Annotated in this window: 19 protein-coding genes and 1 tRNA gene; 16 read left to right on the top strand and 4 right to left on the bottom strand. The window is 69.0% G+C overall.

The genetic code is table 11. From position 1 onward, the window contains the following. Positions 1–83: 83 nt before the first annotated feature. The gene (locus N5K27_RS07470; protein WP_087841672.1) at positions 84–656 is read left to right on the top strand and encodes an RNA pyrophosphohydrolase; all 573 of its coding nucleotides are present in this window, start codon (positions 84–86) and stop codon (positions 654–656) included. Between the two features lie 66 nt (positions 657–722). After that, positions 723–1331 carry a CNP1-like family protein gene (locus N5K27_RS07465; RefSeq protein ID WP_279815541.1) on the top strand — a complete coding sequence of 203 codons (609 nt, stop codon included), beginning with the start codon at positions 723–725 and terminating at the stop codon, positions 1329–1331. 40 nt (positions 1332–1371) lie between these two features. On the opposite strand, the gene N5K27_RS07460 is transcribed toward N5K27_RS07465, so the two are convergent. The 3 genes from N5K27_RS07460 to ispB all read right to left on the bottom strand — a co-directional run bounded on the left by N5K27_RS07460 (position 1372) and on the right by ispB (position 3001). After that, positions 1372–1806, bottom strand: a complete 435-nt coding sequence (locus N5K27_RS07460) for a secondary thiamine-phosphate synthase enzyme YjbQ (RefSeq protein ID WP_087841670.1) — start codon at positions 1804–1806, stop codon at positions 1372–1374. A gap of 88 nt (positions 1807–1894) precedes the next feature. Next, positions 1895–1971: transfer RNA gene (locus N5K27_RS07455), tRNA-Pro, on the bottom strand. A gap of 64 nt (positions 1972–2035) precedes the next feature. After that, entirely contained in the window at positions 2036–3001 is a 966-nt protein-coding gene (ispB, locus tag N5K27_RS07450) for an octaprenyl diphosphate synthase (RefSeq protein WP_087841669.1), read from the bottom strand. 252 nt (positions 3002–3253) lie between these two features. Between ispB and rplU the strand changes: the two genes are divergently transcribed. The 7 genes from rplU to N5K27_RS07415 all read left to right on the top strand — a co-directional run bounded on the left by rplU (position 3254) and on the right by N5K27_RS07415 (position 11508). After that, positions 3254–3565, top strand: a complete 312-nt coding sequence (rplU, locus tag N5K27_RS07445; RefSeq protein WP_087841668.1) for a 50S ribosomal protein L21 — start codon at positions 3254–3256, stop codon at positions 3563–3565. 69 nt (positions 3566–3634) lie between these two features. Then, positions 3635–3892 carry a 50S ribosomal protein L27 gene (gene rpmA / locus N5K27_RS07440; protein WP_087841667.1) on the top strand — a complete coding sequence of 86 codons (258 nt, stop codon included), beginning with the start codon at positions 3635–3637 and terminating at the stop codon, positions 3890–3892. Between the two features lie 413 nt (positions 3893–4305). Beyond that, positions 4306–5514: a GTPase ObgE gene (gene obgE / locus N5K27_RS07435; protein WP_279815536.1), complete on the top strand. Its 1209-nt coding sequence runs from the start codon at positions 4306–4308 to the stop codon at positions 5512–5514. A gap of 8 nt (positions 5515–5522) precedes the next feature. After that, complete coding sequence (gene proB, locus N5K27_RS07430) at positions 5523–6647, top strand: glutamate 5-kinase (RefSeq protein ID WP_165963331.1); 1125 nt, start codon at positions 5523–5525, stop codon at positions 6645–6647. A 154-nt stretch (positions 6648–6801) separates the two neighbouring features. Then, a complete protein-coding gene (locus tag N5K27_RS07425) occupies positions 6802–8238 on the top strand; it encodes an MFS transporter (RefSeq protein ID WP_087841664.1) in 1437 nt (478 codons plus the stop codon). Positions 8239–8368: 130 nt separating this feature from the next. After that, positions 8369–9898: a glycerol kinase GlpK gene (gene glpK, locus N5K27_RS07420; protein WP_279815533.1), complete on the top strand. Its 1530-nt coding sequence runs from the start codon at positions 8369–8371 to the stop codon at positions 9896–9898. A 2-nt stretch (positions 9899–9900) separates the two neighbouring features. Continuing rightward, positions 9901–11508: a glycerol-3-phosphate dehydrogenase/oxidase gene (locus N5K27_RS07415; RefSeq protein ID WP_347944421.1), complete on the top strand. Its 1608-nt coding sequence runs from the start codon at positions 9901–9903 to the stop codon at positions 11506–11508. Here N5K27_RS07415 and N5K27_RS07410 read toward each other — a convergent pair. Next, positions 11451–12176, bottom strand: coding sequence for a TetR/AcrR family transcriptional regulator (locus N5K27_RS07410; RefSeq protein WP_279815529.1), 726 nt, complete (start codon positions 12174–12176; stop codon positions 11451–11453). The genes N5K27_RS07415 and N5K27_RS07410 overlap by 58 nt on opposite strands. A gap of 219 nt (positions 12177–12395) precedes the next feature. Between N5K27_RS07410 and N5K27_RS07405 the strand changes: the two genes are divergently transcribed. Genes N5K27_RS07405 through N5K27_RS07375 form a run of 7 tightly spaced genes read left to right on the top strand, consistent with a single transcriptional unit; the run spans position 12396 to position 19772 of the window. Beyond that, positions 12396–13661 carry an alpha/beta hydrolase gene (locus N5K27_RS07405; protein WP_279815527.1) on the top strand — a complete coding sequence of 422 codons (1266 nt, stop codon included), beginning with the start codon at positions 12396–12398 and terminating at the stop codon, positions 13659–13661. Positions 13662–13689: 28 nt separating this feature from the next. Then, positions 13690–14640, top strand: coding sequence for a VOC family protein (locus N5K27_RS07400; RefSeq protein WP_279815526.1), 951 nt, complete (start codon positions 13690–13692; stop codon positions 14638–14640). Between the two features lie 22 nt (positions 14641–14662). Next, positions 14663–16363 carry an AMP-binding protein gene (locus N5K27_RS07395; protein ID WP_087841658.1) on the top strand — a complete coding sequence of 567 codons (1701 nt, stop codon included), beginning with the start codon at positions 14663–14665 and terminating at the stop codon, positions 16361–16363. Next, a complete protein-coding gene (locus N5K27_RS07390) occupies positions 16360–16839 on the top strand; it encodes a thioesterase family protein (RefSeq protein WP_279815524.1) in 480 nt (159 codons plus the stop codon). The genes N5K27_RS07395 and N5K27_RS07390 overlap by 4 nt, the downstream gene beginning before the upstream one ends. Continuing rightward, positions 16836–17990, top strand: a complete 1155-nt coding sequence (locus N5K27_RS07385) for an FAD-dependent monooxygenase (protein WP_087841656.1) — start codon at positions 16836–16838, stop codon at positions 17988–17990. The genes N5K27_RS07390 and N5K27_RS07385 overlap by 4 nt, the downstream gene beginning before the upstream one ends. A gap of 37 nt (positions 17991–18027) precedes the next feature. Continuing rightward, on the top strand, positions 18028–19005 hold the full coding sequence (locus N5K27_RS07380) for a tripartite tricarboxylate transporter substrate binding protein (RefSeq protein ID WP_087841655.1): 978 nt from the start codon (positions 18028–18030) through the stop codon (positions 19003–19005). Positions 19006–19022: 17 nt separating this feature from the next. Continuing rightward, positions 19023–19772 (top strand): Asp/Glu racemase, encoded by a 750-nt coding sequence (locus N5K27_RS07375; RefSeq protein ID WP_279815523.1) that lies wholly within the window; start codon positions 19023–19025, stop codon positions 19770–19772. The last annotated feature ends 1 nt before the right edge of the window (position 19773 follow it).

Below are 19773 nucleotides of genomic sequence, written 5' to 3'. Positions count from 1 at the left end.
TGCGGTGCTCACGTGGGTGGATACGAGTTCGGCCCCCTGGGCCTATAATTGACTCAATTGTATGAGAATCGCTGGGGTGGCTCATGCTGGATCGTGAAGGTTACCGTCCCAACGTCGGCATCATCCTCGTCAACCAGAAGAACGAGGTCTTCTGGGGCAAGCGCGTCAACGAACATTCCTGGCAGTTCCCGCAGGGCGGCATCAAGCACGGTGAAAGCCCTGTCCAGGCGATGTTCCGCGAGCTCCACGAAGAAGTGGGCCTGCGGCCCGAGCATGTCCGCATATTGGGTAGAACACGCGACTGGTTGCGCTATAACGTGCCCGAACACTTCGTCAGGCGTGAATGGCGCGGGCACTACAAAGGTCAGAAGCAGATCTGGTTCCTGCTTCGGATGCAGGGGCGCGATTGCGACGTCTGCCTGCGGGCGTCGTCGCATCCGGAGTTCGACGCGTGGCGCTGGAGTTCCTACTGGGTTCCGCTGGAATCGGTCATCGAGTTCAAGCGCGACGTCTATACGCTGGCCTTGAACGAGCTTGCGGTCGTGCTCTTCCGCCGGAACCACGAGACCCGGTACCTGCGCCAGCACATCGGTTCGCACCGGCGCGGCCAGGGCGAACCGCAGGCGTCCCTGTCCAAGGAAGCGCCCGAGGTCTGACCCTCGCGACTCCGCCGCGAGGGTTCGGGTATCGTGTCGGGTGCAACCTGTATATGGAAAACACTTATGCCTAGTCAGTTCGCCGGGGCGCGTCCTGCCCGCCGGCCCCTGCGCGCCGCCGCCTGGGCCGGCGCCGGATGCCTGACCCTGCTTCTTGCCGCCTGCGGCAGCCAGCCGCGAGGCGAGGGCAACTACCTGCTGGACGACATCGATGCCCAGCGCACCTTGCCCGATGCCGGATGGGAAGCCCTGAAGTCGGAATTGCCGCCCGTGCCCACCGAGGCCGACGTGCTGCCCGTGGAAAACCTGTCGCGCAACGAACGTTTCCGCTTCGGCGTGGATCCGCGCTCCATCCAGATCGCCCCGGGGCTGATCGTGCGCTATACGCTGCGCGCGGTCAGCGACATGGGGGCCGAGAACATCTCGTACGAGTCGGTCCGTTGCGGGACGCGCGAGTGGCGCACGGTGGCGCTGTACCGGCCCGGTGCCGGCTGGCAGCGCCCGGTGCACGACGAGTGGCGCCCCTTGCTTCCCAATACGATCCAGCACCTGCTGCGCAACGGCGTGCTCTGCTCGGGCGGCGGCCCGGCCGGCGCCAAGGCGTCGGACCTGGCCTATCGCGTGCGCCACTGGGACCGCTACGCCGACGCCATGGCGGGCCGCAACACGCAGTGACCGGCATGCGGGCGGGCGGATGATCCCGCCTGGGCCGCCGTCAGCAGCCGACCAGCGTCACGGTGATGCGCCTGCGGTGCGGGCGCCGGCGGTGTTCCCACAGGTAGACGCCCTGCCAGGTTCCCAGCGCCAGGTCGCCGCCGGCCAGCGGCAGCGTCACGCTTGCCGCGGTCAACGCCGCCCTGACGTGGGCCGGCATGTCGTCCGGGCCTTCGGCATCGTGCGCATACAGCGGATCGCCGTCCGGGACCAGGCGTGAAAAATAGCGTTCCAGGTCGGCCAGCACGTCGGGATCGGCGTTTTCGGTCACCAGCAGCGAACAACTGGTGTGGTGGGCGAAGACGTGCGCCACGCCGGCATTCATGCCGCTTTCCCGCGCGTGGCGCCGGACGTGCCCGGTGATTTCGATCAGGCGGCGGCCGGGCGTCTCGATGGTGAAGGCGTGCTGGGCCACGAGGGCTGGAGAGGTTTTCATGGCGCGGGCATCCTGCGTGCACAAACAAAAACGCACAGCCTGAGCTGTGCGCTTGCGTGCCTGGCTACAGGCTTGTCGACCAGATCAATGGTCGGGGCGAGAGGATTCGAACCTCCGACTCCTGCGTCCCGAACGCAGTACTCTACCAGGCTGAGCTACGCCCCGACTTGTCGGTCCGGCCTGCCGGCTACGGGCTGTACAACTTGCCCGGCAGGCCGTCTTGCTTTTTTCAGCGATCTCGGTTGATCGCGAAAGCGCAGAATTCTAGCAGAGAATCCCGGAAAGCGGAAACGGGGTAGCCGGAAATCGCCGTGATCGCCGCGTCCGCCTCGATCCGGGCCCGGGCGCGGGTGTAGTCCAGGGCGTCCGATTCCCGGATCGCGGCGGCGACGGCGGCGAAATCGCCTTCGCCGTTTTCGATCGCGGTGCGCACCAGTGTCTGCTGCGCCGGCGTGCCCACGTCCAGCAGGCGGATCAGCGGCAGCGTGGGCTTGCCTTCGCGCAGGTCGTCGCCCAGGTTCTTGCCCAGCGCCTCGGCCTCGCCGCTGTAGTCGAGCACGTCGTCGATCAGCTGGAATGCCGTGCCGGCGCGCCGGCCGTATTCCGCCGCCGCGGCTTCCTGGTCGGGCGTGGCGCCGGCCAGCACCGCGGCCAGCTGGGCCGAGGCCTCGAACAGCCGGGCGGTCTTGTAGCGCACCACCTGCAGATAGCGCTCCTCGGTCACCAGGGGGTCGTGCACGTTCAGCAGTTGCAGCACCTCGCCCTCGGCAATGACGTTGGTGGCATCGGCCAGGATCTGCATGACGCGGACCGAGCCGGTCTCGACCATCATCTGGAACGAGCGGGAATGCAGGAAGTCGCCCACCAGCACGCTGGCGGCGTTGCCGAAGACCGCGTTGGCCGTGGCGCGGCCCCGCCGCAGCGCCGATTCGTCGACCACGTCGTCGTGCAGCAGCGTGGCCGTATGGATGAATTCCACCACCGCGGCCAGCAAATGATGCTGCTGCCCCTCGTATCCCAGCGCCCGGGCGACCATCAGCAGCAGGGCAGGCCGCATCCGCTTGCCGCCCGCGCCTATGATGTAGTCGGCGATGGTGCGGATGAGCGGGACGTCGGAGTCGAGTCGTGCCCGGATGACGGCATCGACGCGCTGCATGTCGTCGGCAATGGGGGCGAACAGGGTCGGCAGGCTCAAGGGGAATCCGTGGGTAGACTGGCCGTTGCCGGCCAGGTGTGCAACAAAAGCCGAGATGCAACAACCGGCGGCATGGCGTACAGAGAGGCCCGCGAGCGGGCGGCGGCGCCCGAAAGCGCCGTGGCAACGAAATTATACCGGGGCTGTGCGCGGGGCGATGCCGGGATTGACGCCGCGGTACAACTCCGGTTATAGTCTATGGTTCGACCCCCATTGGGGGTTCGAGCTTTGAACAATCCAAGAGGTCATCCCATGTACGCGGTCATAAAAACCGGTGGCAAGCAGTATCGCGTTGCCGCTGGCGAAAAACTGAAGATAGAACAGATACCGGCAGACATCGGGCAAGAGATCACGCTGGACCAGGTCCTGGCAGTGGGCGAAGGCGATCAACTCAAGATCGGCGCGCCTCTTCTGTCCGGTGCCGTGGTCACGGCCAAGGTTCTTGCACACGGTCGCCACGACAAGGTCCGCATCTTCAAGATGCGTCGGCGCAAGCACTACCAGAAGCGCCAAGGCCACCGTCAAAACTACACCGAAATCCAGATCGGCACCATTTCCGCCTGATGGGAGCCCGGCGCGGCCGGGCACCGGAATGTAGGCAAGAATCGGTAACGAACAAGCAGGAGTGCAAACATGGCACAGAAAAAGGGCGGCGGTTCCACACGGAACGGCCGCGACTCAGAAGCGAAACGCCTGGGCGTCAAGGCCTACGGCGGTGAATTGATCCCGGCTGGCTCGATCATCGTGCGCCAGCGCGGCACCCGTTTCCACCCCGGCGTCAACGTCGGCGTGGGCAAGGACCACACCCTGTTCGCGCTGGTCGACGGCCGCGTGCAGTTCGCGGTCAAGGGCGCCCTGCGCAAGCATACCGTCTCGATCGATCCTGTGTAAGTAATAGACCCCCCTACGCGCTGACGCGCGCCCAGCATGGTGAGCCCCCAGCCGCTGCGCGGCAGCCCCCCGAGGGGGCCGGGGCCCGCCTTGGGGCGGCCCGGCGCCGGGCCCCGAGGGGCGGCACTGGCGGACCGGCGGAGCCGGATCCGCTGTGCCCTGGATCTGGGCTTGGCTTCGTGGGGTAGGGTATGTGGTCACGGGGAGCCTTGGCTCCCCGGAAAAATAGCGCCGCCGCGCGATGTTACGCGTGGGGGCTTTTTTTTATGATCGCGCTAGTATTGGCACTTGCACGGTCATTTCTTTTGAATCTTTGAAACCCCGCCGCCGCGCCTCCCGGGATGCGGTGGATCCGGCTTTGCCGGTCCACCCGCATCGCCCCTGGGGGGCGCGCGAAGCGCGTAGGGGGGGGCATGAAATTCGTCGACGAAGCCACCATCGAGGTAGTTGCCGGCAAGGGCGGCAATGGCGTGGCGAGCTTTCGCCGCGAGAAATTCATTCCCTTCGGCGGACCCGATGGCGGTGATGGCGGGCGGGGCGGCAGTGTCTACGCCGTGGCCGACCGCAACATCAATACGCTGATCGACTACCGCTACGCCCGTCTGCACCGCGCCCAGAACGGCGAGCAGGGCAGCGGTTCCGACCGCTATGGCGCCGGCGGCAGCGACATCACGCTGCGCATGCCGGTGGGCACCATGGTCTACGACGCCGAGACCAACGAGCTGCTGTTCGACCTGGCTACCCATGGCCAGAAGGTCGTGCTGGCCGCCGGCGGCAACGGCGGCCTGGGCAACCTGCACTTCAAGTCCAGCACCAACCGCGCGCCGCGGCAGTTCACCCACGGCCGCCCGGGCGAACAGCGCAAGCTGCGGCTGGAGCTGAAGGTGCTGGCCGACGTCGGCTTGCTGGGCATGCCCAACGCCGGCAAGTCCACGCTGATCCGCAAGCTGTCGAACGCCCGGCCCAAGGTGGCCGACTACCCGTTCACCACCTTGCATCCGAACCTGGGCGTGGTGCGCACCGATGCCGAACGCAGCTTCGTGATCGCCGACATTCCCGGGCTGATCGAGGGCGCGTCCGAGGGCGCCGGGCTGGGGCACCAGTTCCTGCGCCACCTGTCGCGCACGCGCCTGCTGCTGCACCTGGTGGACGTGGCGCCCATGGATCCCACGGTGGACCCCGTGCACGAGGCGCGTGCCATCGTCGAGGAATTGCGCCGCTACGACCCGGCCCTGTACGAGAAGCCGCGCTGGCTGGTGCTCAACAAGGTCGACATGGTGGACGACCCGCAGGGCCTGAAAGAGGCGTTCTGCCTGGAGTTCGGCTGGGACGGCCCGGTATTCTGCATTTCCGCGCTGGCCGGCGACGGTACCCAGGAACTGGCCTGGGCCGTCCAGAACTGGCTGGACGAGCAGCGCGAGGCCGAGCAGGCCTTCGACGAGGACCCGCGCTTCGTCGAAACCCAGGCGTCCGCGGCCAAGCCGGCGCCCGTCCGCCGCCGCCCGCCGCGCCGTGCGCCGGCCGATGGCGGTGACGCGGGGCCGCAGACGCCCGAAGATGCCCCCGACGACGGCGGCGATGCCGGCGGCGAAGGCGGCGATGGTGGTGGCGACGGCGATTGAGTTCCACGATGAATAGCACTTCCGTGATCGCCGCCGCCCGGCGGCTCGTGATCAAAGTAGGCTCCTCGCTGGTCACCGACGAGGGACGCGGCCTGGACCGGCGGGCGCTGCTGCGCTGGGCCGGGCAGATCGCGCACCTGCGCGCGCTGGGCAAGGAAGTCGTCCTGGTCTCCAGCGGCGCCATCGCGGAAGGCATGCTGCGCCTGGGCTGGGACAAGCGGCCCACGCTGGTACCCGAACTGCAGGCGGCCGCGGCGGTCGGCCAGATGGGCCTGGCGCAGGCCTACGAAAGCGTATTCGCCGAACATGCGCTGCATACCGCGCAGATCCTGCTGACCCATGAGGACCTGTCGGACCGCACGCGCTACCTGAACGCGCGGTCGACGCTGTTCACGCTGCTGCGCCTGGGCGTGGTGCCCATCATCAACGAGAACGACACGGTGGTCACCGACGAGATCAAGTTCGGCGACAACGACACCCTGGGCGCGCTCGTGACCAACCTGATCGAGGCGGACGCCCTGATCATCCTGACCGACCAGGCCGGGTTGTATTCGGCCGATCCGCGCAAGCATCCCGACGCGAAGTTCGTGTCGCATGCGCGCGCGGGCGATCCCGAACTGGAGTCCATGGCCGGCGGCGCCGGCAGCAGCCTGGGCAAGGGCGGGATGCTGACCAAGATCCTGGCCGCCAAGCGGGCGGCCGGCAGCGGCGCGCATACCGTGATCGCGTCGGGCCGAGAACCGGACGTGCTGGTGCGGCTGGCCGGCGGAACCTGCATAGGGACCGAACTGCGCGCCTCGCTGCCGCTGTTGTCGGCGCGCAAGCAATGGATCGCCGACCACCTGCAACTGCGCGGACGCGTCACCGTGGACGAGGGAGCGGCCCTGGCGCTGACCCGCGACCACAAGAGCCTGCTGCCCATAGGCGTGACCGCGGTCGAGGGCGAGTTCGAGCGCGGCGACGTCGTGGCCTGCGTGGACGCCTCCGGCAAGGAACTGGCGCGCGGGCTGATCAACTACTCCTCCGGTGCGACCCGCCGCATCATGCGCCAGCCCTCGAGCCGGATCGAGGCGCTGCTGGGCAGCATGGAAGAGCCCGAGCTCATGCATCGGGACAACATGGTCATCCGCTGACCGCGATTCTCCGTATATCGACGGCAACAACCCAGGCACGGGGGCGACGTTCCGATGGACGTCGTCCCCGTGCCTCTGTTATTTTGTGTACGCTGTACACATTTGTCGTCCCCACCCATCCACCATGCCGCGTGCCGGCATGAGGAGCTCATCCGTGACTGCCGACCTAGACCGCCGCAAACGCTGGCTGGCCCTGATGGTGCTGTGCCTGGGCGTGCTGATGATCGTGCTCGACACGACGATCGTCAACGTGGCGCTGCCTTCCATCCGCGATGACCTGAAGTTCTCCGAGACCGCGCTGGTCTGGGTGGTAAACGCCTACATGCTGACTTTCGGCGGCTTCCTGCTGCTGGGCGGGCGGCTGGGCGACCTGTACGGGCACCGGCGGCTGTTCGTCGCCGGCATCGCGCTGTTCACCCTGGCGTCGCTGGCCTGCGGGCTGGCCCAGTCCCAGGCCGTGCTGGTGGCGGCGCGCGCGGTGCAAGGCCTGGGCGGGGCGGTGGTTTCCGCGGTGTCGCTGTCCCTGATCATGATGCTGTTCCCCGAGCAGGAGGACCGCGCCAAGGCCATGGGCGTCTACGGCTTCGTGTGCGCGGGGGGCGGCAGCATAGGCGTGCTGCTGGGAGGCTTCCTGACCAGCGTGCTCAGCTGGCATTGGATCTTCCTGGTCAACCTGCCCATAGGCGCCGCCGTCTACGGCCTGTGCATGGCGCTGCTGCCGGCGAAGGGCGGCCAGCCCGGCGAGCGGCTGGACATGGCCGGCGCGGCGGCCATCACCGCCTCGCTGATGCTGGCCGTGTATGCGGTGGTCAATGGCAACGAACGCGGCTGGACCTCTTTCCATACATTGGGCTTGCTGGGCGCCGCCGCCGTCCTGCTGGCGGCTTTCCTGGCCATCGAGTCCCGGGTGCGCGCGCCGCTGATGCCCCTGGCGCTGTTCCGGCTGCGCAACGTGGCCACGGCCAACGCGGCGGGCGTGCTGTGGGCCGCCGCCATGTTCGCCGCCTTCTTCATTTCCGCGCTGTACCTGCAAGTGGTGCTGGGCTACAGCCCCATGCAGGTGGGCCTTGCTTTCCTGCCGGCCAACATCATCATGGCGGTGTTCTCGCTCGGCCTGTCGGCGCGGCTGGTGATGCGCTTCGGCATCCGCGCGCCGCTGGCCTGCGGGCTGGCGCTGGCGTCGGTGGGGCTGGCGCTGTTCGCGCGCGCGCCGATCCAGGGCGATTTCCTGATCGATGTGCTGCCCGCCATGTCGCTGCTTGGCCTGGGCGCGGGCATCGCGTTCAACCCCATGCTGCTGGCGGCCATGAACGACGTGGACCCCCGCGATGCCGGACTGGCCTCGGGGGTGGTGAATACCTCGTTCATGATGGGAGGCGCGCTGGGCCTGGCCGTGCTGGCCAGCCTGGCGGCGGCGCGCACGAGTTTCCTGCTGGAGCGGGGCGCCGCCGAGGCGGCCGCGCTGAATGGCGGCTACCAGCTGGCCTTCGCCCTGGGCGCCGCATGCGGCGCGGTGGCCGCGGTCCTGTGCGCGATGCTGCTGCGTCCGCCCGCCACGGCACGGGCGGGCGATTCCGCGCCGGCGGCGTAGCGGCGCCGGGCGGGCCGGGGCGGGAGGGGTACGGTCGGGCCAGATGCGCGCGGGCGTCGCTCGCGCTACCATCTGCCTGCGTCTTGGCCGACGCCTCCACGCAACGCAGGTTTCACTAGGTCTCCTCCGTATGCGCTACATCCTTTCGCTGGACCAGGGCACGACCAGTTCGCGCGCCCTGCTGATCGACCACGCCGGGCAGATCGTCGCCGTCGCCCAGAAGGAATTCCCCCAGTTATTCCCCCGTCCGGGCTGGGTCGAGCACGACCCCGAGGACATCTGGCAATCGCAACTGGCCGTGGCTCGTGCCTGCCTGGCGCGGGCTCCCACCTCGCTCGTGGGCAACGGTTATTCGCGTGCGCCCGCCATCGCGATCGGCATCACGAATCAGCGCGAGACCACGGTGCTGTGGGACCGCATCACCGGCAAACCGGTGGCGCATGCCATCGTCTGGCAGGATCGGCGCACGGCCGATCGCTGCGACCAATTGCGCCGGGAAGGGCATGAGGCGCTGATCCAGCGCAAGACCGGGCTGGTGCTGGACGCCTATTTTTCCGCCTCCAAGCTGCAATGGCTGCTGGACCACGTGCCGGGCGCCAGGCAGCGTGCGCGCAACGGCGAACTGGCTTTCGGCACCGTCGACGCCTGGCTGATCTGGAAGCTGACCAACGGCCGCGTGCACGCCACCGACGCCAGCAATGCCTCGCGCACGCTGCTGTTCGACATCCATCGCATGGCCTGGGACGAGGAATTGCTGGACGTGTTCGACATCCCGGCCAGCGTGCTGCCCGCCGTGGTGCCGTCGTGCGCGGTACTGGGCGAGACCGAGCCCGATCTGTTCGGCGCGGCGGTGCCGATCGCGGGCGTGGCGGGCGACCAGCAGGCGGCCACGTTCGGGCAGGCCTGCTTCGAGCCCGGCATGGTCAAGAACACCTATGGCACCGGCTGCTTCATGCTGATGAACACCGGCACCGTGCCCATGCCCAGCCAGAACAAGCTGGTGGCCACGGTCGGCTGGCAGGGGCCGGCCGCCGCCGATCCGGCCACGCGCACCGCCTATTGCCTGGAGGCGTCGGTGTTCATGGCGGGCGCCACCATCCAGTGGCTGCGCGACGGCTTGAAGATGATCGCCAGCGCCCCCGAGGTCGAGCCGCTGGCCGCCAGCGTGGCCGACGCGGGCGACGTCTACCTGGTACCGGCCTTCACAGGACTGGGTGCGCCCGACTGGGACGCCTATGCGCGCGGCACGCTGATCGGCCTGACGCGCGGCACGACCCGCGCCCACATCGCCCGCGCGGCGCTGGAGTCGATCGCGTTGCAGGCCACCGATGCGCTGACCGCGATGATGGGCGATTCCAGCCTGGCCATCCGGGAATTGAGGGTGGACGGCGGCGCCTGCGGCAACGACCTGCTGATGCAGATGCAGGCCGATTTCCTGGGCGTACCGGTGGTGCGGCCCCAGGTTACCGAGACGACGGCGCTGGGCGCGGCCCACCTGGCGGGCCTGGCCACGGGGTTCTGGGCCGACGGGGCCGAGATCGCCTCGCAATGGGCGCTGGACCGGCGCTTCGAGCCGTCGATGTCCGAGACCGCCCGCCGTGCCAAGGTCGAGCGCTGGCGCGAGGCGGTCGCGCGCTCCCGCGCGTGGGCCCGGACTTGACCGTGTCCACGCAGGCGCCGCTGCGTACCGACCGGGCCGGGTTGCTGGCCCGGCTGGCCGAGCCCCGGGATTACGACGTGGCGGTGATAGGCGGCGGCGCCACCGGCCTGGGCGTGGCGCTGGATGCGGCCACGCGAGGCCTGCGCGTGGTGCTGGTCGAGGCCCATGACTTCGCCAAGGGCACCTCCTCGCGCGCGACCAAGCTCGTGCACGGCGGCGTGCGCTACCTGGAGCAACGCAATTTTCCGCTGGTGCGCGAGGCTTTGCGAGAACGGCAGATCCTGTTGCGCAACGCGCCGCACCTGGCGCAGCCGCTGCCCTTCGTCGTGCCCGCCTACCGGTTCTGGGAAAAACCGTACTACGGAACGGGCCTGGTCCTGTACGACGTGCTGGCCGGCAAGGCCGGCCTGGGGCGCACGCGCTGGCTGGACGCGCGGGCCATCACGGCCCGCCAGCCCGGGCTGCGGACGCAGGGGCTGCGCGGCGGCATCGAATATTGGGACGGCCAGTTCGACGATGCCCGGCTGGCCATCGCACTGGCGCGCACCGCGGCGCGCGAGGGAGCGCTGCTGGTCAACCATTGCGCCGCCGTCGGCCTGGTCCGTGAACAGGGCAGGGTGGCCGGCGTGCGGTGCGAGGACCGCGAAACCGGCCGCTCGTACGTCCTGCGCGCCGCCTGCGTGGTGAACGCCGCGGGCATCTGGGTCGACGCGGTGCGGCGCCTGGACGCCCGCGCGGAGGCGGTCGAGGACACCATCGTGTTCAGCCAGGGCGCGCACGTGGTCGTATCGCGCGACTTCCTGCCCGGGGACCGGGCGCTGCTGGTGCCCCGCACGCGCGACGGCCGGGTGCTGTTCGCGTTGCCCTGGATGGGCAGGACCGTTATCGGCACCACCGATACGCCCCGGCCCAGCCAGGAGCTGGAGCCGCGCCCGCTGGCCGAGGAAGTGGACTTCCTGCTGGGCGAGGCCGGCCGCTACCTGGCGCGCGCGCCAGGTGTCCGCGACGTCTCCAGTGCCTGGGCGGGCCTGCGTCCGCTGGTGCGCCCGGCGGAACACGCCAGCACCAAGGATGTCAGCCGCGAGCACGTGGTGCGGGTCGAGGACGACGGACTGGTCACCGTGGCCGGCGGCAAATGGACCACGTACCGGGCCATGGCCCAGGACACGGTGGATGCCTGCCTGGATGCCGGCCTGTTGAAATCCGCCGGCCCCTGCGCGACGGCCGACCATCCCCTGGTGGGGGCCGAGCCGGGCAGGCACAGCATCGGCGATGCGCCGGGCCTGTGGGGATATGGCAGCGAACGGGATGCGGTGCTTGCCCTGCCGGGCGCCGATCGCGAACTGGGGGGCGGACTGACCGAGGCCATGGTGCGCTTTGCCGCGCGCCACGAATACGCGCGCACGGTCGAGGACGTGCTGGCGCGCCGCTCGCGCCTGCTGTTCCTGGATGTCCGCCTGGCTCGCGAGCTGGCGGACGAGGTCGGGAGGCTGATGGCCGAGGAGACCGGCGTCGACGCGGGCGCCGGGGCGTTCCGCGATCTGGCGGACAGCTACTTGCGCTGGCCGGCGGATGCGTCCTCGTCGGGCACCACCAGCTTCTCCAGGTAGGCCAGGTCCTCGCGCAACAGCCGCAGGGATTCCTTGACGTCCGGCACCCGTGCCCGGCGCGACTCGTCGCGCCGCAGGGCGTGGATGGCCATGTCGGCGATGGCCTCGGCCACTTCCTGCTGGCCCAGGCGCCCGCTGGGCTTGAACCACCACGCGGTCCAGTTGCACATGCCGATCAGCCCGAAGGCCGCGACGTGGGGGTCGGCCATGCGGAAATGGCCGAGCTGGATGCCGCGTTCGATGATGCCGCTGAAGTCCGCCAGCACGCTACGGCGCGCCGTATGCATGGAGGCGCGCTGGCGCTGCGTGAGATCCGATTCATTGCGGTCGGCCACGCGGAACTCGGCCGGGCGCGACAGGATGAGGTTGGCGTAGTCGGTGACCAGCTCCCGCAGGGCTTCGGCCGGATCGCGGTCCTGGCGGGAGACGGCGGCGTTGGCCAGTTCCCGGGCCGAGGTCAGGATCTCCTCGGTCAGCGCCCGCAGGATCGCGTCCTTGTTCTTGAAGTAGTAGTAGACGGCGGTACGGCTCAGGCCCAGCGATTCGGCGATGTCCTGCATGCTGGTGCCGCCCGTGCCGCGTTCGATGAAGAGCTTGGCGGCGGCGTCCAGGATGGCGCTGCGCAGGACTTCCCCTTTCATCGTCGCCTTGGTGGGAAGCTCGTTCACGGATAGGGACTTTCCAGGATATGCGGCCGGAACGGGTGCCGGCCCAGGGGCCGATTATGGCATGTCGAAACCCCGTCTTCCCAGGGAAAACGGGGATGGTCGCGAATTTTTTTGACACGTCTGTCTGAATTTCTACGTGTATTGACATATTAGTCAAAAAATAGTCGAATGTGACAAAAGACGGTTGCACCAGCCGTCCGCGTCACCAGGAGACCCATCGTGAGCACCGGCGCCAACGCCCCCCAGCACGTCACCGCAGGATTCTTGAACACCGACTGGAACCCCCGCGATCTTCCGGCCGGCGCCTCCACCCGCAACGTCGTCCTGCGCACCGATGACGACGCCGCCACCACGGGTTCGCTGTACCTGCCCGCGGGCCCCCGGCCCCGGACCGTCGTGTGCGTGATGCACCCGCGCGAATTCATGGCCTGCCACTACCTCATCCCCGACATCGTCGGCGCCGGCTACGCGGCCTGGTCGCAGGGCGCGCGCTCGGTCGGCAACGACCTGCGCCTGGAGCACGAGACCGCGCTGCACGACGTGGCCGCCGGGCTGGCCTTCCTGCGGGGCCAGGGGTTCGAGCACATCGTGCTGCTGGGCAATTCGGGCGGCGCGGGCCTGTATTCCTTCTACGTCCAGCAGTCCTCGCTTCCGCCCGCCGAGCGCATCGCCCGCACCCCGGGCGGCAGGCCGTCCGGCCTGGCCGGGCTGGAGATGCCCGGGGTCCAGGGGCTGGTGCTGGTGGGACCGCATCCCGGGCAGGGCGCGCTGCTGATGAATTGCATCGATCCCTCGGTGCTGGACGAAGGGGACGCGCTGTCGGTCGACCCCGCCCTGGATCCGCTGAATCCCGGCAACGGCTATCGCCCCGGCGGACAGGCGCGCTATGCGCCGGAGTTCGTCGCGCGCTACCGGCAGGCCCAGCGCGCCCGCGTGGAACGGCTGGATGCGCTGGCGCGGCAGTTCATCGCCCAGCGGCTGGCGGCGCGCAAGGCGCTCAAGGGCCGCGAGGATGCCTCCCAGGCCGAGCGCCGGGCGGCTGCCCATACCCCCGTGATGACGGTCTGGCGCACCGATGCCGACCTGCGCTGCCTGGACCTCGGCCTGGATCCGTCGGATCGGCATCCCGGTTCGCTGTGGGGCCGCGATCCCTACGCCTCGAACTACGGCGCCGTCGGCTTCGCGCGCTTCTGCACGCCCGAGAGCTGGCTGTCGACCTGGTCCGGCCTGTCGTCCAACGCCAGCCTGGCCGCTGCCGCGGGTGCCATCGTCCAGCCTACCCTGGTCATCGAATACACGGGCGACCAGGCCTGCTTCCCGGGCGACGTGCGCGCCATCCACGACGCCCTGGCCACGGCCGACAAGCGCCATCTGCGGGTGCGCGGCGACCACCACGGCCGCGCGCTGACCGAGGGCGAGGAGCCGGGCCGCTACGAGGCCGGCCGCCAGCTGGCGGCCTGGCTGCGCGAGCGTTTCGCGCACTGACCATCATCCATAGGCAAGGGGAAACGACATGAGCAGCAGCCCGAACGCCAGCGCCACGCTGGCAGGCAAGACGACCGCAGCCGCTCCCGGGGCGCCATCCGCCCACGGGCTGGCGCTGCGCGGCGTCGATCACACCGCGCGTCCCACCTGGAAGCTGCGCGAGACCGTCGCGTTCTACCGGGACATCCTGGGCCTGCCCCTGATCCACGTGATCTCGGCGCGCGGCTGGGGGCCGGCCACGCATCCGGACTTCCTGCATTTCTTCTTCGACAGCGGCAACGGCAGCACCATCGCCTTTTTTTATTACCTGGGCTCGGAGCCGCCCGAGGCCATGCGCGACCGTCCGGTCATGGCGCCCGTGCCCGACGACCACGTGTTCGACGCCACCCACACCGCCTGGCTGGTCCAGGGGCAGGACGAGCTGCGCGCGTGGAAGAAGAAGCTGGAGGATGCCGGCCTGCAGGTGTCGGTCGAGACCACCCATGAAGTGATCGAGTCGATCTACGTGCGCGATCCGAACGGCTACTTCATCGAGTTCACGCGCAAGCTGCGTCCGCTGACCCAGGTGGATGCCCTGGACGGCCACCTGACGCTGCAGGCCGCGCTGGAAGCCGAGGACGAGGCCCGGGCCGGACAGCGGCGCGTGTCGGACATCGCCGAAATCTGGTCGCGCAAGGCCCGGCTGGTGGCCGAGCACGTGCAGCCCGGCCAGGCGCAGGCCACGCCGGCGGTGCGCATCTTCGTGCCCCGCGTGCGCGAGTTCGCCGCCATCGTCGAGGATGCGCGCGGCCGCGGCGATTGCCGCGTACAGGCCCTGGGCGACTACGACCGCATCGAAAGCGACGGCCCCATCGAGTTCCGCCGCAAGACGCTGGGACTCAAGCCCGCCATCTGGTATGGCCTGTTCACTGGCGGCGTGCAGGGCCGCATCGAAACGCTGGACCGGGACCGGGTCCGCATCGTTCCAGAGGCCGCCTGAAGTCAGGGCGGAGGAGACCACCATGCAAGACATACGGCACCCGATAGAAGGGGTCATCTACCATCCGGCCGAACGCGCCGCATCCTACCTGGACAGCGGCGCGTGGATGCGGTCCTCGGTGGGCGACGCCCTGCGCGCCACGGCGCGGCGCCTGCCCGGCAAGACGGCGTTCATCTCCGACGAGGGCAGCCTGAGCTTCCAGGAACTGGACGAGCAATCGGAACGGCTCGGCGCTGCGCTGCTGGAAGCGGGCCTCGCGCCCGGCGACCGCGCCATCTTCCAGATGGGCACCACGCTGGAAACCGTACTGGCGCTGGCGGCCTGCTACAAGGCCGGCATCGTGCCCGTCTGCTCGCTGCCCCAGCATCGCGAACTGGAGATCGGCCAACTGATCCGGCAATCGGCGGCGCGCGGCTATTTCGTGCAGGCCGATTTCCATCCCAGCTTCGACCTTGCTGCCTTCGCCCGCAAGATGGCCGAAGGCAGCGATACGCTGCGCCATCTGGTCGTCGCGCGTGGGCCGGCGGGCGAGGGCGGGCTGTCCCTGCGCGACCTGATCGCCGGCATGCCGCTCGCGGCCGCGCGCCGGCGCCTGGCCGAGGCGCCGCCGGGACTGGGCGACGTGCTGAGTTTCCAGCTCTCGGGCGGCACGACGGGGATGCCCAAGATCATTCCGCGCTTTCATGCCGAATACCTCGGCCATGCGCTGGCCTGCGCGGGCATGTACAAGCTGCGCGAAGACGACCGCTTCATGTGGGCGCTGCCGTTGCTGCACAACGCGGCCCAGGTGTACGTGCTGATCCCGGTATTCGCCATGGGCGTGTCCGCCGTGCTGATGCCCAGGCTGGACCTCGTCCGCATGCTGGAGCTGATCGAGGAACACCGGGTCACCCGCGCCGTCTCCATCGGCCCCATCGCCCCGCAGCTCATGACCTATCCGGACCTGGCCAGGCACGATCTGTCGGCCTTGCGCCTGTTCATCACCATGAGCCGCGCCGATCGCCTGGAGGCGCACCTGGGCGTGCCTTGTTCCAACCTGTTCGGCATCACCGAGGGGCTGCTGCTGGGGTCCCCGCCCGACGCGCCGGCCGCCAGGCGTTTCCAGACCCAGGGCTGCTCCGGCTGCCCGCAGGACGAACTGCGCCTGCTGGAGCCCGATTCGGAAAAGCCGGTGGCGCCCGGACAGATGGGCGAACTGTGCTTCCGCGGTCCCTCCACGCTGCCGGGCTTCTTCAACGCGCCCGAGGCGAACGCCCAGGCCTATACGTCGGACGGCTTCTATCGGACCGGCGACATGATGACCGCCCACGTGGTCGACGGCGTCACCTGCTACGCCTTCGAAGGCCGGCTGCGCGACAACATCAACCGCGGCGGCGAGAAGATAGGCTGCGAGGAGGTCGAAGGGCTGGTGGGCGCGCACCCGGCGGTGGCCGAGGCGCGGCTGGTGGCCATGCCCGATCCCGTCTATGGCGAGAAGGGCTGCATCTACATCGTGCCGCGCCCCGGGCAGACCGCGCCGCAGGTCAAGGAACTGGCGGACTTCCTGGTCGCCCAGGGCCTGGCCAAGTACAAGTGCCCCGAGCGGGTCGAAGTGATCGACGCCTTCCCGGTGACCAAGGTGGGCAAGCTGGACAAGCCCGCGCTCAAGCGCATGATCGCCGAGAAGCTGGCGGGCGAGACCGGTGCCCAGGACCAGGATCCCGGGCAAGGGAGCCCGGCATGACCAGCACCGAACACGTGCTCTCGAGCACGCCCTTCGTCGTGCGCCGCCGCGTCAAATGGGGCGACTGCGACCCCGCCGGCGTGGTCTACACCGTGACCTTCGGCGAATACGTCATCTCCGCCGTCGAACTGTTCTACGGCATGCTGTTCGATTCCACGCCCCAGCGCGTCAAGGACGAGCTCGGCTTCGGCACGCCCAGCCGCGCGCTGTCGTTCGACTTCCGCGGTTCGTTGTGGCCGGACGACGAATTCGACATGCGCGTGACCGTGGAGGACATCCGCCAGCACACCTACGCGCTCGACATCACCGCCACCACGGCGGCCGGGCAGACCGCCTTCATCGCCAAGCTGACCCCCATCTGCGTCGCCCGCGGCGAACGCCGGGCCATCCCCGTGCCCGGCGTGCTGCGCGACGCCTTGTCCTCTTATCAGGCCGCCTGCGGCGCCGCCGCGACGGCAGGGAGCCCCGCATCATGAAAATCGCCGTCATCGGAGCCGGCCCCGCCGGCCTGTACTTCTCGCTGCTGGCCAAGAAGCACGACCCGTCCCACCAGATCCACGTCTACGAACAGAACCCCGCCGGCGCCACCTACGGCTGGGGCGTCGTGTTCTCGGACGTCGGCCTGTCCTTCCTGCAGGAGGCCGATCCCGAGTTCTTCAAGGCCTTCGTGGCCCACCACGAACGCTGCGACTACATGGAGATCGTCCACCGCGGCACCCACGTCCAGGTCCACGGCAACCACTTCTCGCGCACCGCCCGCATCGACATGCTGCGCGTGCTGGAAGACGCCTGCCGGCGCGAGGGGATCGAGATCGAACACGACCGCCGGATCGACGACGTATCCGCGCTGGCGCGCGAGGTGGACCTGGTGGTGGCGGCCGACGGCGGCAACAGCGCCGTGCGCAAGCAGTTCGCCGACCACTTCCAGCCCAGCTTCGAGAAGCGGCGCAACAAATTCGCCTGGTACGGCACCCGCCAGCGCTTCCACCCGGTCTCGCTCATCTTCCGCGAGACCCCGCACGGCGTGTTCATCGCCCACAGCTACCAGTACAGCCCCGAACTGAGCACCTTCCTGGTCGAGGTCGATCCCGACACCTGGCGGCGCGCCGGCCTGCACGAAGCCAGCGAGGACGAGAGCCGCCGCTACTGCGCCGACGTGTTCCGTCCCGAACTGGGCGGCAACGAACTCCTGACCAATCGCTCGCTCTGGTTCGAGGCCAACATCGTCCGCAACGAACGCTGGACCTGCGGCAACATCGTCCTGCTGGGCGATGCGCTGCGCACCGTGCACTTCTCGCTGGGCTCCGGCACGCGCATGGCCATGCAGGACGCCATCGCCCTGCACCAGGGGCTGGTGCGCCACCCCGGCGACCTGCAGCAAGCCTTCGCCGCCTTCGAAACCCAGCGCCGCCCCGCTTCGTCCAGCTTCCAGAACGCCGCCGCGCGCAGCCTGGACTGGTACGAAAACGTCGCCGACAAGATGCATCTCGACCCGGTCTCGTTCGCCTACGACTACATGCGGCGCACCGGCCAGGTCAGCCATGAAGACCTGAAACAGCGCGACCCCCATTTCGCGGCCGCGTGCGAGGCGCTGTCCTGCCACCAGCGGACGCCCGCGACAGCCTGATTCCCCCACACCAACGAAACACACACGAGGAGACACCATGAAAACCATCCTGCGCGGCGCCGCCGCCCTAGTCCTGGCCCTGGGCGCCGGCCATGCCGGTGCCCAGGCCCCCGCCTATCCCTCCAAGCCCGTGCGGATCGTCCTGCCGTACTCGGTCGGCAGCGGTCCCGACGCCGTCACCCGACTGGTCGGCGAAAAACTGTCCAAGACCTGGGGCCAGCCCATCATCGTCGAGAACAAGCCTGGCGCCAACGGCTGGCTCGCCATCGGCGACGTCAAGCGCGCCGCGCCCGACGGCCTGTCCCTGGTCGTGGTCGACAACACCCACATGACCCTGCACCCGCACCTGTACAAGAAACTGCCCTTCGACCCCGTTGCCGACTTCGAGCCCGCCTCGCCCGTCTACACCACCAACTTCTTCATCGTCGTCTCGGCCAAGTCCCCCTGGAACAACGTCGCCGACCTCATCGCCGACGCCAAGGCCAAGGGAGGCAACCAGACCTACGGCACCTGGGGCCTGGGCAGCGTCGCGCACATCGGCGCCTCCATGTTCCAGACCCAGACCGGCACCCACATGACCCACGTGCCCTTCAAGGAACTGCCGCAGCTCTACACCGCCGTCGCCACCGGCGAAGTCGACTGGGCCTTCGGCACCGCCGCCACCGTGGCCCAGCTCTACCAGGCCAAGAAGGTCAAGCTGCTGGCCCTGGCCGCGCCCAGGCGCCTGGCCCTGTATTCCGGCGTGCCCACCGTCTCGGAGGCCGGCGGTCCGGCCAACTTCGAACTCAAGACCTGGGTCGCCCTGTTCGCGCCCAAGGGCACCCCCAAGGCCGCCATCGACGCCATCAACAGCGGCGTCGCCAAGGCCGTGGCCGAGCCCGACGTGCGCAAACAGTTCGACACCTTCGGCTTCGAAGCCTGGCCCGCCTCGGCCGCCGACCTGGCCCAGGCCGTCAAGGCCGATACCCAGCGCTTCGAATCCGTCGTCAAGCTCGCTAATATCACCCTCGACTAAACCGCGCAGGAAACGCCATGACATCCCGCCTCTACCGCATCGGCCAGATCGTCCCCAGCTCCAACACCACCATGGAGACGGAAATCCCGGCCATGCTCCGCGCCCGCGAGGCCATCCGGCCCGAACGCTTCACCTTCCATTCCAGCCGCATGCGCATGCACAAGGTCACCAAGGAAGAACTCGAAGCCATGAACCGCGAAGGCCTGCGCTGCGCCGCCGAACTGGCCGACGCCCGCGTGGATGTCATGAGCACCGCCTGCCTGGTCGCCATCATGGCCATGGGCCTGGGCTACCACCGCCAGACCGAACGCGAGCTGGCCGAGGTCGCGCGCGCCAACCACTGCGACGCGCCCGTCATGACCTCGGCCGGCGCGCTGGTCGAGGGATTGCACCGCCTGGGCGCCAAGCGCATCTCGCTCATGGCCCCCTACATGCGCCCGCTGACCGACCTCGTCGTGAAGTACATCGAGAACGAAGGTATCGAGGTGGTCGACGCCAAGTGCTTCGAGATCCCCGACAACCTGGAGGTCGGCCGGCGCGACCCCATGCAACTGGTCGAGGACGTGAAGACGCTGAATACCCGCGGCGTCGACGCCGTGGTGCTGTCGGCGTGCGTGCAGATGCCGTCGCTGCCGGCGATACAGGTGGTGCAGGACCGGCTGGAGGTGCCGGTGGTCTCGACGGCGGTGTGTACGGTCAGGGGGATGCTGGAGAGGCTGGGGCTGGAGGCCGTGGTGCCGGGGGCGGGGGCGTTGCTGGCGGGGTAGG

Source organism: Pigmentiphaga sp. GD03639, assembly GCF_029845405.1.
In the GTDB taxonomy this organism is placed as follows: domain Bacteria; phylum Pseudomonadota; class Gammaproteobacteria; order Burkholderiales; family Burkholderiaceae_B; genus Pigmentiphaga; species Pigmentiphaga daeguensis.
Note: the sequence above shows the minus strand (reverse complement) of the source record. Positions and strands in the feature narration are given on the sequence as shown.

Excerpts from the sequence above, each read along its gene's own strand:
- N5K27_RS07470 (WP_087841672.1), top strand. The coding sequence starts at position 84 with ATGCTGGATCGTGAAGGTTACCGTCCCAACGTCGGCATCATCCTCGTC.
- N5K27_RS07465 (WP_279815541.1), top strand. The coding sequence starts at position 723 with ATGCCTAGTCAGTTCGCCGGGGCGCGTCCTGCCCGCCGGCCCCTGCGC.
- N5K27_RS07460 (WP_087841670.1), bottom strand. The coding sequence starts at position 1,806 with ATGAAAACCTCTCCAGCCCTCGTGGCCCAGCACGCCTTCACCATCGAG.
- rplU (WP_087841668.1), top strand. The coding sequence starts at position 3,254 with ATGTACGCGGTCATAAAAACCGGTGGCAAGCAGTATCGCGTTGCCGCT.
- rpmA (WP_087841667.1), top strand. The coding sequence starts at position 3,635 with ATGGCACAGAAAAAGGGCGGCGGTTCCACACGGAACGGCCGCGACTCA.
- obgE (WP_279815536.1), top strand. The coding sequence starts at position 4,306 with ATGAAATTCGTCGACGAAGCCACCATCGAGGTAGTTGCCGGCAAGGGC.
- proB (WP_165963331.1), top strand. The coding sequence starts at position 5,523 with ATGAATAGCACTTCCGTGATCGCCGCCGCCCGGCGGCTCGTGATCAAA.
- glpK (WP_279815533.1), top strand. The coding sequence starts at position 8,369 with ATGCGCTACATCCTTTCGCTGGACCAGGGCACGACCAGTTCGCGCGCC.
- N5K27_RS07400 (WP_279815526.1), top strand. The coding sequence starts at position 13,690 with ATGAGCAGCAGCCCGAACGCCAGCGCCACGCTGGCAGGCAAGACGACC.
- N5K27_RS07395 (WP_087841658.1), top strand. The coding sequence starts at position 14,663 with ATGCAAGACATACGGCACCCGATAGAAGGGGTCATCTACCATCCGGCC.
- N5K27_RS07390 (WP_279815524.1), top strand. The coding sequence starts at position 16,360 with ATGACCAGCACCGAACACGTGCTCTCGAGCACGCCCTTCGTCGTGCGC.
- N5K27_RS07385 (WP_087841656.1), top strand. The coding sequence starts at position 16,836 with ATGAAAATCGCCGTCATCGGAGCCGGCCCCGCCGGCCTGTACTTCTCG.
- N5K27_RS07380 (WP_087841655.1), top strand. The coding sequence starts at position 18,028 with ATGAAAACCATCCTGCGCGGCGCCGCCGCCCTAGTCCTGGCCCTGGGC.
- N5K27_RS07375 (WP_279815523.1), top strand. The coding sequence starts at position 19,023 with ATGACATCCCGCCTCTACCGCATCGGCCAGATCGTCCCCAGCTCCAAC.